Source organism: Binatus soli (SeqCode) (assembly GCF_050015535.1).
GTDB classification, from domain to species: Bacteria; Desulfobacterota; Binatia; order Binatales; family Binataceae; genus Binatus; species Binatus soli.
The window spans coordinates 110,420-127,140 of sequence record NZ_JBEKBF010000001.1 but is presented as its reverse complement, the minus strand read 5'-3'; the positions used below and the strand labels follow the sequence as shown (position 1 = coordinate 127,140).

At 61.4% G+C, this 16,721-nt stretch carries 16 protein-coding genes and 1 tRNA gene; 11 read left to right on the top strand and 6 right to left on the bottom strand.

Annotated elements, in window-relative coordinates:
• The first annotated feature begins 28 nt into the window (after positions 1 to 28).
• From ftsZ to ABR989_RS00580, 3 genes are all read left to right on the top strand, one after another.
• Positions 29 to 1,303, top strand: a complete 1,275-nt coding sequence (gene ftsZ, locus ABR989_RS00590; protein WP_428125053.1) for a cell division protein FtsZ — start codon at positions 29 to 31, stop codon at positions 1,301 to 1,303.
• Between the two features lie 133 nt (positions 1,304 to 1,436).
• Complete coding sequence (locus tag ABR989_RS00585) at positions 1,437 to 1,676, top strand: type II toxin-antitoxin system Phd/YefM family antitoxin (protein WP_428125052.1); 240 nt, start codon at positions 1,437 to 1,439, stop codon at positions 1,674 to 1,676.
• Entirely contained in the window at positions 1,677 to 2,102 is a 426-nt protein-coding gene (locus ABR989_RS00580) for a type II toxin-antitoxin system VapC family toxin (RefSeq protein WP_428125051.1), read from the top strand. It begins immediately after the preceding gene.
• 255 nt (positions 2,103 to 2,357) lie between these two features.
• Here the strand turns inward: ABR989_RS00580 and ABR989_RS00575 are convergent, their stop codons facing one another.
• From ABR989_RS00575 to ABR989_RS00565, 3 genes are all read right to left on the bottom strand, one after another.
• On the bottom strand, positions 2,358 to 2,837 hold the full coding sequence (locus ABR989_RS00575) for a hypothetical protein (RefSeq protein WP_428125050.1): 480 nt from the start codon (positions 2,835 to 2,837) through the stop codon (positions 2,358 to 2,360).
• A 47-nt stretch (positions 2,838 to 2,884) separates the two neighbouring features.
• Positions 2,885 to 3,661 carry a hypothetical protein gene (locus tag ABR989_RS00570; protein ID WP_428125049.1) on the bottom strand — a complete coding sequence of 259 codons (777 nt, stop codon included), beginning with the start codon at positions 3,659 to 3,661 and terminating at the stop codon, positions 2,885 to 2,887.
• Positions 3,662 to 3,955: 294 nt separating this feature from the next.
• A complete protein-coding gene (locus ABR989_RS00565) occupies positions 3,956 to 5,770 on the bottom strand; it encodes a phosphoenolpyruvate carboxykinase (GTP) (RefSeq protein WP_428125047.1) in 1,815 nt (604 codons plus the stop codon).
• A 171-nt stretch (positions 5,771 to 5,941) separates the two neighbouring features.
• On the opposite strand from ABR989_RS00565, the gene ABR989_RS00560 reads away from it, so the two are divergent.
• The 4 genes from ABR989_RS00560 (at position 5,942) to ABR989_RS00545 (ending at position 10,227) form a co-directional block, all read left to right on the top strand.
• A complete protein-coding gene (locus tag ABR989_RS00560; RefSeq protein ID WP_428125045.1) occupies positions 5,942 to 7,570 on the top strand; it encodes an NAD-dependent malic enzyme in 1,629 nt (542 codons plus the stop codon).
• Positions 7,571 to 7,690: 120 nt separating this feature from the next.
• Positions 7,691 to 8,134 carry a nitroreductase family deazaflavin-dependent oxidoreductase gene (locus ABR989_RS00555; RefSeq protein WP_428125044.1) on the top strand — a complete coding sequence of 148 codons (444 nt, stop codon included), beginning with the start codon at positions 7,691 to 7,693 and terminating at the stop codon, positions 8,132 to 8,134.
• A gap of 18 nt (positions 8,135 to 8,152) precedes the next feature.
• Positions 8,153 to 9,469 carry an MFS transporter gene (locus ABR989_RS00550; protein ID WP_428125043.1) on the top strand — a complete coding sequence of 439 codons (1,317 nt, stop codon included), beginning with the start codon at positions 8,153 to 8,155 and terminating at the stop codon, positions 9,467 to 9,469.
• 476 nt (positions 9,470 to 9,945) lie between these two features.
• Positions 9,946 to 10,227, top strand: coding sequence for a type II toxin-antitoxin system Phd/YefM family antitoxin (locus ABR989_RS00545; RefSeq protein ID WP_428125042.1), 282 nt, complete (start codon positions 9,946 to 9,948; stop codon positions 10,225 to 10,227).
• 162 nt (positions 10,228 to 10,389) lie between these two features.
• Here the strand turns inward: ABR989_RS00545 and ABR989_RS00540 are convergent, their stop codons facing one another.
• The 3 genes from ABR989_RS00540 to ABR989_RS00530 form a co-directional block, all read right to left on the bottom strand.
• Positions 10,390 to 10,776, bottom strand: coding sequence for a HigA family addiction module antitoxin (locus ABR989_RS00540; RefSeq protein ID WP_428125040.1), 387 nt, complete (start codon positions 10,774 to 10,776; stop codon positions 10,390 to 10,392).
• A gap of 234 nt (positions 10,777 to 11,010) precedes the next feature.
• Positions 11,011 to 11,514, bottom strand: coding sequence for a M67 family metallopeptidase (locus tag ABR989_RS00535; RefSeq protein ID WP_428125039.1), 504 nt, complete (start codon positions 11,512 to 11,514; stop codon positions 11,011 to 11,013).
• Positions 11,511 to 12,506: a ketopantoate reductase family protein gene (locus ABR989_RS00530; RefSeq protein WP_428125037.1), complete on the bottom strand. Its 996-nt coding sequence runs from the start codon at positions 12,504 to 12,506 to the stop codon at positions 11,511 to 11,513. Before ABR989_RS00530 ends, ABR989_RS00535 begins: the two co-directional genes overlap by 4 nt.
• Before the next feature lie 182 nt (positions 12,507 to 12,688).
• Here ABR989_RS00530 and ABR989_RS00525 point away from each other — a divergent pair.
• From ABR989_RS00525 to ABR989_RS00510, 4 genes are all read left to right on the top strand, one after another.
• Positions 12,689 to 12,766 (top strand) — tRNA-Glu (locus ABR989_RS00525).
• A 327-nt stretch (positions 12,767 to 13,093) separates the two neighbouring features.
• On the top strand, positions 13,094 to 13,972 hold the full coding sequence (locus ABR989_RS00520) for an RNA polymerase sigma factor (protein WP_428125036.1): 879 nt from the start codon (positions 13,094 to 13,096) through the stop codon (positions 13,970 to 13,972).
• Positions 13,969 to 15,375, top strand: a complete 1,407-nt coding sequence (locus ABR989_RS00515; protein ID WP_428125034.1) for a vWA domain-containing protein — start codon at positions 13,969 to 13,971, stop codon at positions 15,373 to 15,375. Before ABR989_RS00520 ends, ABR989_RS00515 begins: the two co-directional genes overlap by 4 nt.
• A 137-nt stretch (positions 15,376 to 15,512) precedes the next feature.
• Positions 15,513 to 16,688 carry a VWA domain-containing protein gene (locus ABR989_RS00510; RefSeq protein WP_428125032.1) on the top strand — a complete coding sequence of 392 codons (1,176 nt, stop codon included), beginning with the start codon at positions 15,513 to 15,515 and terminating at the stop codon, positions 16,686 to 16,688.
• Positions 16,689 to 16,721 lie beyond the last annotated feature (33 nt).

Here is a 16,721-nt window from a genome sequence, read left to right as displayed (position 1 = left end):
GCCGGTAGGTGGTGGAGGAGGATCTGTAATGATTGAGTTGGTGAGTAATCCCGACCCGGGCGCGAGGATCAAGGTAATCGGCGCTGGTGGATGCGGCGGCAATGCGATCAACCACATGATCAATGTGGGGCTGCGCAACGTCGATTTCATAGCCGTGAATACCGACATCCAGGCGCTGCAGAATAATCATGCGGCGCTGCGCGTTCAGATCGGCGACCAGATCACGCGCGGACGCGGCACCGGCGGCAATCCTGAAATCGGACGCAAGGCCGCGCTGGAAGACGAAGAACGGATCCGCGAAATCCTGTCGGAAGCGGAGATGGTGTTCGTGACCGCCGGGATGGGCGGCGGCACCGGAACCGGCTCCGCACCGGTGATTGCGCGGGTCGCGCGCGAGCTCGGCGCGCTGACCGTCGGCGTCGTGACCAAGCCGTTCCAGTTCGAAGGACGCCGCCGCATGGCGCAGGCGGAAGACGGACTGCGCGAGCTCAAGAACGCGGTCGATACGCTCATCACGATTCCCAATCAACGCCTGCTCTCGGTCGCGAGCAAAAATACGTCGTTGAAGGAATCGTTTCAGAAGGCCGACGACGTGCTGCTGCAGGCGGTGCGCGGAATTTCCGAACTGGTCACCGTCCATGGCTTGATCAACCTGGATTTTGCCGACGTGCGATCGATCATGGCCGAGATGGGCATGGCGATGATGGGCGCGGCGACGGCGTCGGGCGAAAATCGCGCAGTCGAGGCTGCGCAGCGTGCGATCTCGAGCCCGCTGCTCGAAGACGTCTCGATCAAGGGCGCGCGCGGCCTGCTGATCAACGTGACCGGCGGCTCGGACATGGCGCTCTACGAAGTCAACGAGGCGGCGAGTTTGATCCAGGAAGAGGCGCACGAGGACGCGAACATCATTTTCGGCGCCGTGATCGACGACGCGATGACGGACGAGATTCGCGTCACGGTTATCGCTACGGGATTCGGCGATCTCGACCGAGGTTCGCCACGCTATTCGCCGTCGGGCGCTCCCGTCACCACCCCGATCGCGGCGGCCTCGACCCGGGCCGTCGATCCCATGGAGGTCAAGCCGGCGCCGGCCCAGGCAGGGCAGGTGAGGATGTTCCCGGGCAACAAGCCGGTGCGCAGGATGGGAATGGTCGTGGACGACAGTTCGCTGGACATTCCGACTTTCAGGCGGCGCGGCGAGGATGCGGGCCTGGCGGATGGAGAGAAGCTGGAGCCGACTTCGCTGCTCGACGGCGATGACAAGCTCGACATCCCGACCTTCCTGCGCAAGCATCTCGACTAGCGCGGGCGATCGCACAAACAGTTGCGGTGGCGGGGTCTTACGAGTCGCGGCGCGTACTTTTTGGCCTTGTTTAACGGCTCTGGGGGGTCACTGAAATTTGACTCGACGGTCTAGTCTGACTAGACTGATGCTCATGAGATGGCAGATTCAAGAAGCCAAGGCGCGCTTCAGCGAAATGGTCGAGCGTACTCTGAGAGAAGGGCCGCAAACGGTAACCCGTCACGGCAAACCGGTGGCCGTCCTGGTCAGGGCCGACCAATATCGGCGTTTGCGCGCCGGGGGCAAGACCTTCAAGGCATTGCTCGCGTCGGCGCCGCTGGAAGGCGTAGAGATACGACGGTCGCGTGACACAGCGCGAATCATTCAACTTTGAATGTACCTGATTGATACGAACATCATATCGGAAGTTGGCAAAGGCCGGCGTTGCGATCGCCACGTGGCCGCCTGGTATCGCGATATCCGCGACGACGAACTTTTCCTGAGCGTTCTGGTCGTCGGGGAGATAAGACAGGGAATCGAACGGCTGCGTCCGCGAAATAGGCAGCGAGCTAACGCGCTGGAACATTGGCTGGAAGAGATTTTGGCTTCGTTCGGAGAACGAGTACTGCCCGTCGATGAGCGAGTCGCGCAGATCTGGGGTCGTATAAACGCACGCGAGCCTTTGCCTGTGGTTGATTCGATCCTAGCCGCGACGGCCGAGGCTCATGGCCTGACTCTGGTAACGCGCAACCTCAAAGACATTGAGCGTAGCGGCGTTCGATGCTTGAACCCGTTCGAACCTGCGGTATCGGGCGAATAGACGAGGACCTCGACATCCCGACCTTCCTGCGCAAGCATCTCGACTAGCGCCGTCGATCGCACAAACAGTTGCGGTGCCGGAGTCTGAGGGCTTACGGCGCCGCTCGCGTGCCCGATGGTCGGGTTAATCGTGGTGATCAGACACGGGGCTTCTCTGGCTCGCGCAGAGCCGGTGAAGCCTTGCGCCCGTGCGGTTTCGTGTCGTGGTCGATATGTCAGGGAAACATGCGCGACGGTAGAAGGGGCGCCTTGGGACTCATTTGCTGTGCAGGGCAGATAAAATCCCGATTAGTACTCCACCGGCTCCAGTGAATGCGGCTATAACTGCTAACATACTGTCTCTTCTGTACTTTTGTTCTTCACGGATCAAACTGCGCACCGCAAATATTCCGGTCTCAGTGAGATACCAATACTTGTGGCCGTCTTCGCGGTCTTCGATGCATTTCCAGTTACTGTCTTCCTCGCTGCCACGTTCGGGAATCGGGACATGGTAACGGCGGGCTTTCCGTCGCCAATAGTTGGTATCCATTTCATACAACCGGCCATAATAGCCGTCGGAGTAAAGGAAAAACTCCGATGCCAGTTCTTGCTCTTTGTTCCAGTCGCCCCGCCGTCTTGCTTGCTCGATTTCGCCATCGTACTGACGGTTCAGCTTCCGCAGGCTGTGGCGGATACGTATCTTCTCAGGAACGCACTTCCAAAACAGCCGACTCGCTTGCTGCTTCCAGCTTGGCATTGACACCTCTCTCGTTGGGCCGCCTTTCAGCAGAACTGTCCGCCGGTCTATTCTGAATTGAGGTGCGGGTCGTCGGTCGCGCCACCGAACAAGACCTTACGCCTTTTGAAATACACGTAGTTGGGAAGGAACCAAAAAAAAGACCAAAGGGCCACTGCCGTGAAAACGAGCGCTGCGTTGAAGCCGCGCGGGATGCCAGCCTGTGAAGCAGGGACGTGCGGTATACAGTCGAACGCCAGCGCTACCCAGTTCCAGCGCCAAGCGACTAGTTTTCTTCGCCACAGACCGTGCGCCACGAAAGCGGAAATCGGCGCGATGGCGGCGCCTTCAAAAGCCGAGACCATGAGCCACGGCATTGCGCGATGCCTCATGACAGCTAGCGCAAGTAGGGCCGCTGTCCCCGCTACAGCGACTTTCACCCAGAGCAAGATGATGTAGAATCTGAGCCATCGCGTAGGCAGTTCGCCGTGGCTCGAACGCGACTCCTGCTCGGCTATCCAGTCGGAAAGAGCTTTCGAGAACACTCCCAACAGAACGCACGCGATTGAAGCAACATAGACGTGAAGATAATGCCAAGGCAGATGGCCTTCGATAAGGTAGAACAGGGCAGGGAAGATTAGGACGCCGGGAGAAGTGAAAAGCCCGACCGCTCCCCCGACCCAAAGAGACAGGAAAGTGCTGATGTGCGGTTGGAACCAGTCCTCAATCGCTCCTACATAGAGAAGCCACAGCCAGAATCCCCCCAAAACAGCGAGAACCATCGCCACGACGAACAAAATGACGAAGGGGATTCTCAAGAGTGCTCTGGCGCTTTCGGTCTCCATAAAAGTGAGATTCAGATTACCAAACACAGTGAGTTAGCAGACTGTCGTGCGACCGACAAATGGCGGACAGGCCCGCGTCAAGACACCGATCAGACATGGCGGCAGCGTGTGCCCGCGATCAGATTCAAATCCCTGTACGGGTGCGGTTTCGCGTCGGCGCGATGGTGGCTGCAAACAGCGGCGGCTACTTTTCTTTGAGGCGCGGATCGTCGGTCGAGATGCCCGTAGCGCGAAGTCATATACGCGCTCGAATGTCCGAGCAGTTCGCCGACCTGCCGTATCGCGGCAAATATATCAGCGGTCGGCGGCGGCCTGCTGCACGGATGCGTGGCTGTTGAGTGATTTGAGGATCGCTTGACGGCGTTCCTTCAATTCCTCCGGCATCGTCGGCCCGATCTTTTCGAAGAATTCGCCGGCGGATTCGAGTTCCGTTTTCCATTCCGCGGGATTTATGGCAAGCGCGTCTCGCACAGCACTCTCGGGCAGATCGAGGCCCTTGAGATCGAGGTCTGCCTCATTGGGAACGATTCCAACCGGCGTATTGCGGCCACCGGCGCGTCCGTGGATTCGATCGAGCATCCATTTGACCACGCGCAGGTTTTCGCCGTAGCCGGGCCAGATAAAGTTGCCGGCGGCGTCCTTGCGAAACCAGTTGACCATGAATACGCGCGGCGGCTTCTTGATCGCGCTGCGCATCTTGAGCCAGTGAGCGAAATAATCGCCCATGTTGTAGCCGCAGAACGGCAGCATCGCCATCGGATCGCGCCGCAACACGCCGACCGCTCCTGTAGCCGCAGCCGTCGTTTCGGAACCCATCGTGGCGCCCATGAAGACGCCGTGCGTCCAGTCCATCGATTCGAGCACGAGCGGCACCGTCGTGGCGCGCCGTCCGCCGAAAATGATCGCGGAGATCGGCACACCGCGCGGATCGTCCGCCAGCGGCGACCAGACGGGATTGTTGCGCATCGGAGTCGTGAAGCGGCTGTTGGGATGCGCGGCCTTGTCCGGCGAGCCTTTTTTCCACGGGCGTCCCTGCCAGTCGAGCAGACCGTCGGGCGCCGGCACGTCCATCCCTTCCCACCACACGCCGCCGTCGGGAGTCATCGCGACGTTGGTGAAAATCGAATCATGCTGTAGCATCCTCATCGCGTTCAGGTTCGATTTTTCGCTGTTTCCGGGCGCGACGGCGAAGTAGCCGTTCTCGGGATTAACCGCCCACAGGCCGCCGTCCGGACCGACCCGCAGCCACGCGATATCGTCGCCAATCGTGGACACCTTCCAGCCCTTGAACTCGGCCGGCGGCGTCAGCATCGCGAGATTGGTCTTGCCGCATAGGCTGGGAAACGCGGCGGCGACATAAGTGGTCTCGCCGTCGGGACTTTGCAGGCCGAGGATCAGCATGTGCTCGGCCAACCATCCTTCGTCACGGCCGAGCCAACTTGCGATCCGAAGCGCGAAACATTTCTTGCTGAGGAGTGCGTTGCCGCCGTACCCGCTGCCGACCGAGATGATGGTGTTGTCCTGGGGGAAGTGGCAAATCAGGCGGCGCTCGGGATTCAAGTCGAGCAGGCAATGAATTCCGCGATTGAAATTGTCCGACTCGCCAAGCTGAGCGAGCGCCACCGCGCCCATCCGCGTCATGATTCGCATGTTCAGCACGACGTAGATGCTGTCGGTGAGCTCGACGCCGACCTTCGAGAACGGCGACCCGATCGGGCCCAGCAGGTACGGCACCACGTACATCGTGCGCCCGCGCATCGACCCTTGGAGCCATCCGCGCAACTTGGCGTATGTCGCTGCGGGCTCCGACCAATTATTGGTAGGCCCGGCGTCTATTTCCTTCGGAGTGCAGACGAAGGTCAGTTGTTCGGTGCGCGCAACGTCGTTGGGATTCGAGCGATGCAGATAGCAGCCGGGCCGTTTGGCCTGATTGAGCTCGATCAGTATTCCCACCGCGACGGCCTGTTTGGTCAGGCGATTTTTCTCCGCTTCGGAACCGTCGCACCACACAATCGCATAGGGCCGGGTGAGCTGGGCGACTTCGTTGACCCAATCGCGCAACGCGCGGCTGCTGGTCGGTGAACTAATTGCGTCGGGGTTGGGTGTCACTTCATCGCTCCACGTCGAAATTTGTGAGACGTAACTCCTATTCCAACGGAGGTGCGAAATGCAATCCAGCCAACGTGGGATCGTAATCGCGGACTTCCATTTTACCTGTAAACTACTAAATTGATATTAGGCTTGCTTGTGAACTATCAAGTTTACTATTAGGCTGGCGGAATGACAGGTATACCGCACGGTTTGGCGCTTCTGCGTGATCCGCAACTGAATAAATCGACCGCGTTCACTGAGTCTGAGCGCGAGGCGCTGGGCCTGCTCGGCCTCTTGCCGGAAGGGATCGATACCGAGGCAGCTCAGATCCAGCGGGTGCACCTTCAGCTGTCGCAAAAGCCGAACGATCTGGAAAAGTACATCTACTTGTCGCAACTGCAGGATAACGACGAAACGCTCTTTTACTGCGTGCTCATGTCGGACCCGGTGCGATTCCTGCCGCTCGTCTACACCCCGACGGTGGGCGAGGCCTGCCTCCAGTTTGGCCACATCATGCGCCGGCCCAAGGGCCTTTACCTGTCGATCAAACGCAAGGGCCGCGTCCGCGAAATTCTCCGCAATTGGCCGCAGCGCGACGTGCGCTTTATCGTGGTCAGCAGCGGGCAGCGGATTCTGGGGCTTGGCGATCTCGGCGCAAACGGCATGGGAATCCCGATCGGCAAGCTGGCGCTCTACACCGCGTGCGCCGGCGTGCCGCCGCAATACTCTCTCCCGATCCTCATCGACTGCGGCACTAACAATGAGACGTTGCTGCGCGACCCGCTCTACCTGGGCTTGCGGCAGACGCGCCCGCCAGTGGCGCAGTTGGATGAGTTTGTCGAAGAATTCATAACCGCGGTCCAGGAAGAGTTCCCTAATTGCTGCGTCCAGTTCGAGGATTGGGCGGGCGCCGACGCCATCCGGCTGCTTGCCCGCTACCGCGACCGGATTTGCTGCTTCAACGATGACATCCAGGGCACCGCGGCGGTCGCGCTTGCGGGAATTCTTGGAGCGCTTCGCATAATCGGCGGAAAACTCTCCGAGCAGACCTTCCTGTTCCTCGGCGCCGGTTCCGCCGCTATCGGAATCTCAGGCCTGTTGACCGAAAGGATGATGCTCGAGGGGATTTCAGCCGAGGATGCCCGCGCTCGACTGTGGTTGTTCGACGTAAACGGACTGCTGGAAACAACCCGCAATGACCTGGCTGATTTCCACAAGCCTTACGCGCATCGCCACTCGCCGACCAAAGATTTTGTCGATGCGATCGAGTCGATCAAGCCGACCGCGATCATCGGCGTCAGCACGGTTGCCAAGACCTTCAACCAGCGCGTGATCGAAACGATGGCGCGAATCAATCGGCGCCCGATTATCTTCGCCTGCTCGAATCCGACCTCGCACTCCGAGTGCTCGGCGGAAGAGGCTTACCGCTGGTCGGAGGGCCGTGCCATCTTCGCCAGCGGAAGCCCGTTTCCTCCGGTGCTCCTTAACGGCAGGACCTTTGTGCCCGGACAGGGGAACAACATTTACATCTTTCCCGCGATAGGTCTGGCGGTCTATGCCACCCGCGCAAGGCGCGTGACGAATGAGATGTTCATAGTTGCCGCTCGCGCGGTGGCGGAGCAGGTGAGTGCGGCCGAGCTCGATGCCGGGCTCATCTATCCTCCCGTGTCAACGATACTCAACACCGAGTTATATGCTGCCGAGCGCGTGGCGGAGGTGATTTTCGCGCGCGGCTTTGCGCGCGTCCCGGTGCCTCAAGATATCGCGCAATTCGTCCGATCGCAGACCTACAAACCCGAATACCATCTTCTGAGATAAAATCACCCGCCGCGGTATTCCGGTGGATATTGCGCCGGCGCGCATCTGCGGCGGTTTCGAGCGCGCGCGTCCTTGAGATATGCTCGCTATATACCCGTCGCCGCGGGAGGCCCCTGCATCGTGCCCGAGACTTTTCAGAAGGAAAGCGCACTCGCTCGATTCTTGAACCGCCTGATGGGCCGCGCCGTCAAGCTCGGAATCGCGCCGCGATACATGCGCCTGCTCGAGGTCCGCGGCAGAAAATCGGGGATGACCTTCACCACCCCCGTCAACCTCCTCGAATTCCAGGGTCGCCGATGGCTGGTTGCTGCTCGCGGCGAGACTGCATGGGCCCGCAATGCGCGCGCCGCCGGTCGCGTCGTCCTGCGGCGCGGCGCCGGTTCCGAATCGTTGACGGTTCGCGAGCTTGCCGATGCCGACAAGCCCGAGATTATCAAAGCGTTCCTCGATCGCTTCGCCTCCCAGGTTCAGCGTTTCTTCGACGTGCCCGCCGGCTCGCCCGCCGACGCGTTTCGCACCGTCGCGTCGCGCACGCCGGTCTTTGAGCTGGTCGGCGACGGCTGAGAGTCCTCGAATTCTTTTGTGAACGATCCCGCGCCGCCGACGGCCCCGGCCCCCAATCACGAGCAGCTCGATGCCGCCGCTGATTCCGCCGGGCGCGAGCGGGTGACCGTTATCGCGCTGGTCGCGATGCTCTTCTACCAGGGCTTCGCGGCCTCAATTGTCTCGGTCGCGGCGCCGTGGATCGGAACGAGCTTCCACCTCGACGGCGCCGGAATCGCCCGCCTGTTCGCGTGGATCTCGCTCTCCGCCCTGGGCGCGCTCGCGCTTTCACGGATGATCGACAGGCACGGACGTCGCCGCATGATCCTGTGGTGCGTCGCCGCGATTCCCGTTTGCAGCATCGGGACCGCGCTCTCGACCAATTTTGTCGCGTTCACCTCATTTCAGATCGCGCTCTATGCGGTCCTCGGCGCCGCCGGCGCCGGCTGTATCGTGATGCTTTCCGAGGAGCTGCCGATCGCACGTCGCGCACGCGGCCAAAGCTTCGGCGGTCTGGCGGCCTCGGTGGGAGCCGGACTCTGCGTATTCCTCATGCCGATCTTTGTCGCGTACGGATGGTCGTGGCGATGGATGTTCGTGATTTCGGCGGCGGGAGTCGCCATGCTGCCCGCGATGGCGCGGCTGTTGCCCGAGAGCGATCGATGGGAACTCTCAGAAAGTGCGGGAATCATCGCCAGGTCGCACTTTTACGACGTCTTTCAGCCGCTCTATCGCAAACGCTCGATCACGATGATCGTATGCGCGCTGGCCGTCGCAATCTCGACCACCGCCGCTAACGCCTTTGGCTACTACCACGCGGTTTCCGTTGTCGGCCTGTCGGCCGCCGCCGCCAGCACGATGACCATCGTCGCCGGCGGATTAGGATTGGTTGGTTTTCCAATCGGCGCGTGGGCGTCGGAGCGCTTCGGCCGCGTGCCGACGGTGGTCGGCTTCGGCATTTTCATCACCGCCGGCCATTTGTGGTTTTTTTGGGGACCGCCGGCGCATTTCGCGTGGCCGCTGATGTGGCTGTCGGGCGGCTTCTTCTGGTTCAACGTATGCGACAACGGGGGCTCCGTCGCGACCAACGCGGCCGCGACCGAACTGTTTCCCACCCCGCTGCGCGGCACCATGATCGGTTGGTTCGCGCTGGTCGGCGCCATCGGCGCCGTCATTTGCAATGCCGCGGTCGCGATGCTGGCGAACGCGATGGGCGGGCTGTCGATCGTCGTCGGCGCGCTGTCGATTGTTGGAATCCCGGCTGCGATCCTGTTCGGTCTGATGATCGACGAAACTCGCGGGATGTCGCTCGAGATGTCCGGCAAGGAATCCGAATTCACCGCCTCCGAGAACTAACCCCGGCGACTTCGCAGATACAAGGGTTCTGCGAGCGCATCGCAAAAGCCCGCCTGCTCACTTTTTTGTGTCATCCTGAGCGCAGCGAAGGAACCCGGATCTTTGCCTCGCCCTGACAGGGCGAGGCCGACGCGGAGCGTCGGGTGCGGTTCCAAATTCCAAATTCCTCCCCCATCCCGTCTTAATCCGTCATCCCGAGCGATGTCGCGCCCCCGGCGTCATCCCGAACGATGGCGCTCCTCTCCGTCATCCCGAGCGAAGTCGAGGGACCCCGGATCTTTTTCTTTGCCTCTCCCTTACAGACCTTTGCGTAACCTGATCGGGTCATTATTTTCCGCGCCCGCCAGCGGCGGGCGGCCCTAATACTGGGTGCAGGGGTCACCCCTGCCCGGTGAATTTCAGCTCCCGGCGCTGGTGTACATTACAGCGTAAATGTACAATTGACTCAGTTTCAGCGAACGGGAGCACATTTGCCGATGCCAGCCAGGAAGAAATCCAGCAGTGAAGCGATCACTACAGTTGCGGCGCGTCAGCACTTCTCTGACCTTATCAACCGCGTTGCTTACGGCAAGGACCGGATTCTGCTAACCCGCCGCAGCCGTCCGCTGGCGGCTGTGGTGCCGATCGAGGATGTCGCGCTGCTTGAAGCGATGGAGGACCGCGACGACTTGAAGGCCGCCCGCGCGGCGATCCGCGAGGCCAAACGCAAGGGGACGACTCCGTGGACGCGGCTGAAAAAGGAACTGGGTCTGATCTGACAACGCGATGGCCTACGCGGTCGAGTTCTGCGCGGGGTATTTCAGAATTGTGGCTGCGATGCGTCCCGCCCGGCAGAGGCTATTTTTTGAGGCCATTTTTATCCGAGCCGTGCCGCCGGACGATTTGCGCGCGATCAAACAGGTCTGCGGGCGCAGAAGAACCTACGCCGTGGATACGCTGCGCGGCTTTTTTTCTGGAGCATCCCGGATAATCCCCTCTCTTTTCCCAAGGTATCGCTTTACCGAGATCCCGCGCTCCGCTTTGCGCGCCTGAGCCAGATCGAAAGCAAGCTGCATCCGCATCAGGTGCTCCATCTTCGGCCCAAACGCCTTCTCGATCCGGAGGCCCATCTCACTCGTAAGAGCCGCTTTCCCGTTCAGCAGGCTGGAAAGCGCCTGCCGCCCGACCCCGAGGACTTTCGCCGCCTCGGTCACTGTCAGTCCGAGAGGCTCGATCACTTCGCGGCGGATTAAACCGCCGACATGCGGCGGATTCTTCATCGGCATAATTCCCAACGCCTCGGCTTGCGCCCCTTTTTCAATTTTCACAGATTATCACTCCTCGAACGAGTGGAACTTGGGCGCCTGTTCGTATCTTCGCTTTCGCACCAGCGCCGCGTCGATAACGCCGGGGAGTCCCACGCCTCTCTTTTTCCGGACATTCGTGTTTCGTTCTCCTGAACTAAAAAATGTTTCACGTGAAACATTTTCCTAATAACCCCAGCACTTCAGCACCCTTTCCGACCACTTTTGAAAAAAGTGACTGCCAGTGCGCCTGCCTACTTAACATTGGGTGCAGGGGTCACCCCTGCATTCGACGGTCAGCTTCGTCTCGGCGAATTCCTTCCTTTCGGAATCCCAGGCGAACGCCGCTGCGCGCGCGAATTTTCCGGCGCGAATCGAGATCACGATGTAAACGACGCCGGGATAGTCGGGCTCCGGCGGATCGAATGAGCACGCCTGCGCGCGATCGGTCGGGGAAAAATACGCGTCGCGATCGGGATGCGAATGGTAAACGGCGCGGATCGCGAGTTTGCGGCGATCGGCCTCGATCATCGCCGCCAGGTGCTCCTTCGGCTCCATCAGGAAAGCCGTGCGCGCGTCGCGCGGGAACGCCGCCGCGTCTTCGGCGTGCATGCGGTTCTGGATGTTGGCGACCGGGCGGACTTCCTCGACCGAGTTTTCGTTGTCGCCGATGATCAAGCCGCAGCATTCGAAGGGGAACTCGCGCTCAGCCTGCGCGACGATCGCATCCATGCTCGCGCGGCGTATCGATGCCGCCTTCATCGTTCTCCCTGAGTTTTCATTGCTCGGCGCCGAGCCCGCTCGGCGGCCCTGATCAGCCGCGTCAGCATCCGATTCGTCTCCGCGCCGATTCCCAGGCGATCGGCAAGCTCGACGATCTTGCCGTTCAGCGCGCCGATCTCGGTGCGCCCGCGGACATGAAGATCGCGGATCATCGTCGGCCGATGAACGGACGTCGGCGGGATCATCTGCTCATAAAAAACTTTTAGATACTCTGCCGCACTCGAAAAGGGGAGGGCGACGCCGAGCGCGCGCGCGACCGCGAACGCCTCCTCGATCGCGCGATCCATGATCGGCTTCACGTCCGGATCGCCGGCGAGCGCTCCATAGTGCTGCTGCAAAATTGCGCCGAGCGGATTCAGCGCCACGTTGTACAGAACCTTGGTCCACAGGACGGGCATGATGTCGTCAACACCGACCGCGGGAACGCCGGCGGCGTCGATCATTGCGGCGATCGCGCGGGCGCGCGCCGCGAGTGCCGGCGAGTCCTCGCGATGAATCGCGGGTGCGGGTCCGATTGCGACCGGCTGCGCGAAAACCGTCACGTGCGCACTGCCCGGCGAGGGTATTTCCGCGCCGAAGATCACGCGCGCGCCCAACACCCGTTGCCGTCCGAAGCTCTCGATCAACGACTCGATATTGCCCAGGCCATTTTGCATCGAGACCACCGCGCCGTCGTCGGTCAAACGGTCGGCCAGCCGAGCCGCGATCGACTCGGTGTCATAACTCTTGACCGTGCACACGATTAATCCGAACCGCCTGCCGAGCCGCGCGGGATCGTCGGCCAGCGTCATGCCGGTGACGGTTCGATCGCCAAGCAGTCCCGAAATTCTTAAGCCCCCGCGTGCAATCGCCTCGAGATGCGCTCGCCGGCCAAGCAGCGTGACGTCGTGCCCCGCATCATGCAGCATCCCGCCGAGAATCGAGCCAATCGCGCCGGCGCCGGCGACCAAGATGACAGAATTGGACATCATGTCGAAATTATCGGTCGCCGCTTCGCCAAACAACGCCGCCGCTTTGTTCGCTTCACGGGATGAGTCTTCGGGCCGTTGGACCGCTGGCCGCGATGACTTGCTCCCCTTCTTGCGGCTCTGATACTTTCGACTGTCTGGCGCGCGCATAGCGCGCGTTCGTATTTTCGGGCTTCGATCCTAACGTCCCCGTCGTCTAGCTCGGCCTAGGACACCGGCCTTTCACGTCGGTAACACGGGTTCAAATCCCGTCGGGGACGCCAAGGTTTTTTGATTCTTCAGGGCGTTTGACAGCCACAGTTGACAGCCACGGGATCACAGAAACAGAAAATGAGGCCGTGGACGGTCGCAGTTGCGCGACGCTCGACGCTCGCGCGTCGGCGGCCGGCCAGACTTCCGTTCCCGCCGAAATAAAGCGCAAGAAAATCCCCCTCCTGCGATCTTAGTTTCAGGAGACGCCAACGCTCGGGCCGGCTGATGGCGCCGATCGAACCGCGCGGACGGGATTGAGATTGGCCTGACGCAGGCTCAGCATAGCGGATGACCGGCGCGAGGGTCGTGGACGCAGCGGTCGGGAAATCATGGCGGCGATGTCGCTAGAACAATTCCTCGAAAACTACCGCGACACGATTGATCGATTGTATTCCGCGAGCAATGCGGCGGAGTGGCGAGTATCACGCTCGTCCTTCGCCAGTGCGTTGTGGCGGAGCTTGGAACGCCGATTCGGCCCGGTTACCGGTTCTGCCGACCACGCAGAAGTCACACGCTTTCTCGACTCGCTGCATGCCGCCGACCTTGCGCTCGCCATCGGATGCCGTGACGGCGACGCCGAGGCCTGGCGTCATCTCGTATCGACGTATCGCGCTCCGGTCGACGCCTTCGCGCGGGCAGTACTCGGCAACTCCTCGCGCGCAAGCGAAGTCGCTGATTCACTATGGGCGGATCTTTATGGTTTGCGATCCTACGACAGCGAGCGCCGCTCGCCACTTGAGCATTACGGGGGGCGCAGCTCGCTGATGTCGTGGCTCCGAGTAGTAGTCACCAGGCTCGAAGCTGATCGATGGCGCGCGACGCGGCGCATGGAAGTGCTGGACGAAGAGCGCGACGGCAATTCCAGCGTCCTTATCGATGCGACCGATTCGCCCGATCCCGATCGGGCAAGGCTGATCGCGGCCCTCGAGCAATCGCTGCGCGGAGCGCTGAACGCGCTATCCCCGGACGATCGGCTCAGGCTTTCGTATTATTGCGTCCAGAATCTTACGCTTGCACAGACCGCGGCTTTGATCGGCGAGCACGAGTCGAGCGCGTCGCGCAATCTCGCGCGCGCAAGGACTGCGATCCGCGATCGCGTCACGCGCACGCTGCGCCGCGAGTACCATTTCAGTGACGATCAGATCAGCCAATGCTTCGAGTATGCGACCGGCGATTGGCCCATCGACCTCGGTCGTATGCTCGCGCTGGGAAAATGATGGGAGACGAAAAGGCCTCAGATAACCGCCTTGACGCGATGATTCGCACGAGTCTCGCATCGGGCCTCGACGCGTCAGGGGCGGGATGTCCCGATCCGGATCTGCTCGCGGCATTTGCGGAAAACATACTCGCGCCGGATGAGCGCGCCAAATGGAATGCTCACGTCGCTGTATGCGCGATTTGTCAGCGCCAGCTCGCGGTGCTCGCGCGAGCGGGTGCGATCGGGGCGCCTGCAGCAGCGGTCGCGTCGCAGCCAGAAATCGAAACTGTCGATGCCGACGAAGCTCGCGAGGAAGCGGGCGGATTCTGGCCAACGATCCGCAGCGCGGTACGATTCATGATCGGCCCGTTCCCGCTCTCAGTCGCGCTTCATGTGGTGCTGCTGTTCTTCCTGATCATCACGGTGCACGAGCAGCGTGGGCGCGAGTTGATCATGGTGAACCTGGAGGCGGGCGGCGGCGGCGGTGGCGGCAACGAGATGCAGGATCTCGACATGCCCGAAGTGCCGATGCCCGACACGGCGCCGCAGCAGATGGAGCAGCCGACCGCGGTGGACACCTCGCAGGCGGTTGGGCTGGCCAATGACTACGTGCGCGCAGCCGGCGGCGGCGGCATCGGCATCGGTCGCGGCGGCGGCATGGGCTCGGGCTACGGTCACGGCATCGGCTCGGGCTTCGGCGGGTTCATCGGTGAGCTTAGGCGCAAGGGACTGGACGTGGTGCTGGTCATTGACGGGACCGGCTCGATGAAACTGATCATCGACGACGTCAAGGCCAAGATGCAGCAGTTGGTGCAGTCGATTCACCGGCTGGTGCCGATCGCGCGAATCGGAATAATCGTGTTCGGCGGCAAGGGCGAGAAGCGGAATGTCCAGCCGCTGACGCTGTCACCGCAAAAGCTCAGCGACTTCCTCAACGGCATCCAGGCGATGGGTGGCGGCGAGTGGGAAGAGGATACGCTGGGCGCGTGCGAGACGGCGATGGACAAGATGGACTGGAAGCCCTATGCAAAAAAGGTGGTGGTGCTGGTCGGCGATTCGCCCCCGGAGAAGGAGGACTTCGCACCGCTGCTCGCGCTGATCCGGCAGTTCAAATCCAACAACGGCACTTTCAACACGGTGGACGTGGCGGCCGAGGAGCACGAGCGCTTCGAGCGTGAGTTCTGGCTCAAGGTGCATCGCGAGGAGCCGCCGAAAATCTCGCCGTTGCCGGAGTTCTACCGGCAGACGCAGGCGGCGTACAAAGTGCTGGCTACCGCGGGTGGCGGCTCGATGAAATCGCTGACCAAGGACGCGCACATCAATCAGCAGGTGCTGATCCTGGCCTTCGGCGAGCAATGGCAGTCGCAGGTCGCGTCGTTCGGCCGCGGGCTGGGTGGTAGCAGCTCGAGTCCCAGTCCATAAGTCGGGCTCCCGCGCCAGCCGGCCAACCAGACTTTCCATACTGGCCAAAATAAATCGCAAGAAAGTTCCCCCTCCTACGATCTTAGTTTCAGGAGACGCCAACGCTCGGGGCGGCCTGTGGCGCGAAGGAGGGTGCGATGATTGCGATGCTGATTACCTGCCTTGTCGTGTCCGGCTCGATAGTGATCGTAGCCTTTGCATGGAACCGGATTCGCGGTCTTCCTGTCGCGGCATCGATGCCGCCGGGGCTGCGCAGCGCGGCCCGCTTTGCCGGCGGTCCCTTTTCGATTTCGATCGCGATCCACCTCGCGATTATTCTCGCGCTCATCATCGCCGTGCATGAGAGCCGCGCGCGGGACCTGATCATCGTCACGATGGAGCCGGGATCCCTTCACCCGTTCGACGAGGCCGAGCGATTCGAGATACCCGACGAAGCGATTCCTGATTTCACCACCAAATCACCAGACGATTCGCCGCCGGTGGTGGACGTCGACAAAGTGTTCAAAGGCTTCAGCACGATTGCCGGTACATCGTCCGACACGGGAATCGGTCTCGGTCGCCACCTCGGCGAGTTCCTGAACCTTCGCCCCGGAGGAGGCGGCGGCGCCGCGAGCTTTCCGGGCTTCATCGGCGAGTTGCGCCGCAAGGGTCTCGACATAGTGCTGGTGATCGACGGCACGAAGTCGATGGACTTCGTGATGGCTGACGTGAAAGCGCGGATGGCTCAACTCGCGGTCAGAGTTCGCCAACTGGTTCCGATCGCGCGCGTCGGCGTCGTCGTGTTCGGCGGCAAGGGTGAACCACTCGACATACAGCCGCTGACGCTCTCGACCGCCAAGCTGAGGTCGTTTCTCGGCTCGATTCAGGCTAGGGGCGGCGGCGAGTGGCAGGAGAACACACTCGGCGCGGTTCAGGCTGCGGTCACGAAGATGGATTGGAAGCCTTACGCGCGCAAGGTGATCGTGCTGATCGGCGACTCTCCGCCCGAAAAAGAGGACTTCGCACCGCTGGTCACGCTCATCCGGGACTTCAAGCACAACAACGGTACGCTGAGCGGCGTCGATGTCATGGAAGAGGAGCATGAGCGCTTCGAGCGCGAATTCTCGATCAGGGTGCATGGCCGCGAGCCGGACAAGATTGGGCCGCTTCCTGAATTCGCAAAGCAAACTCAGGCCGCATACAAGGTGCTGGCGGTCGAGGGCGGTGGATCGATACGCAGCTTAAGTCACGACGCGGACATTAATCAGCAGGTGATGATCCTGGTGTTTGGCGACAAGTGGCAGGAAGAGGTCAGCCGATTCGCGTCGAGGTAGTGCGACTAATGCCGCACCGCCGGCAGGCAGGGA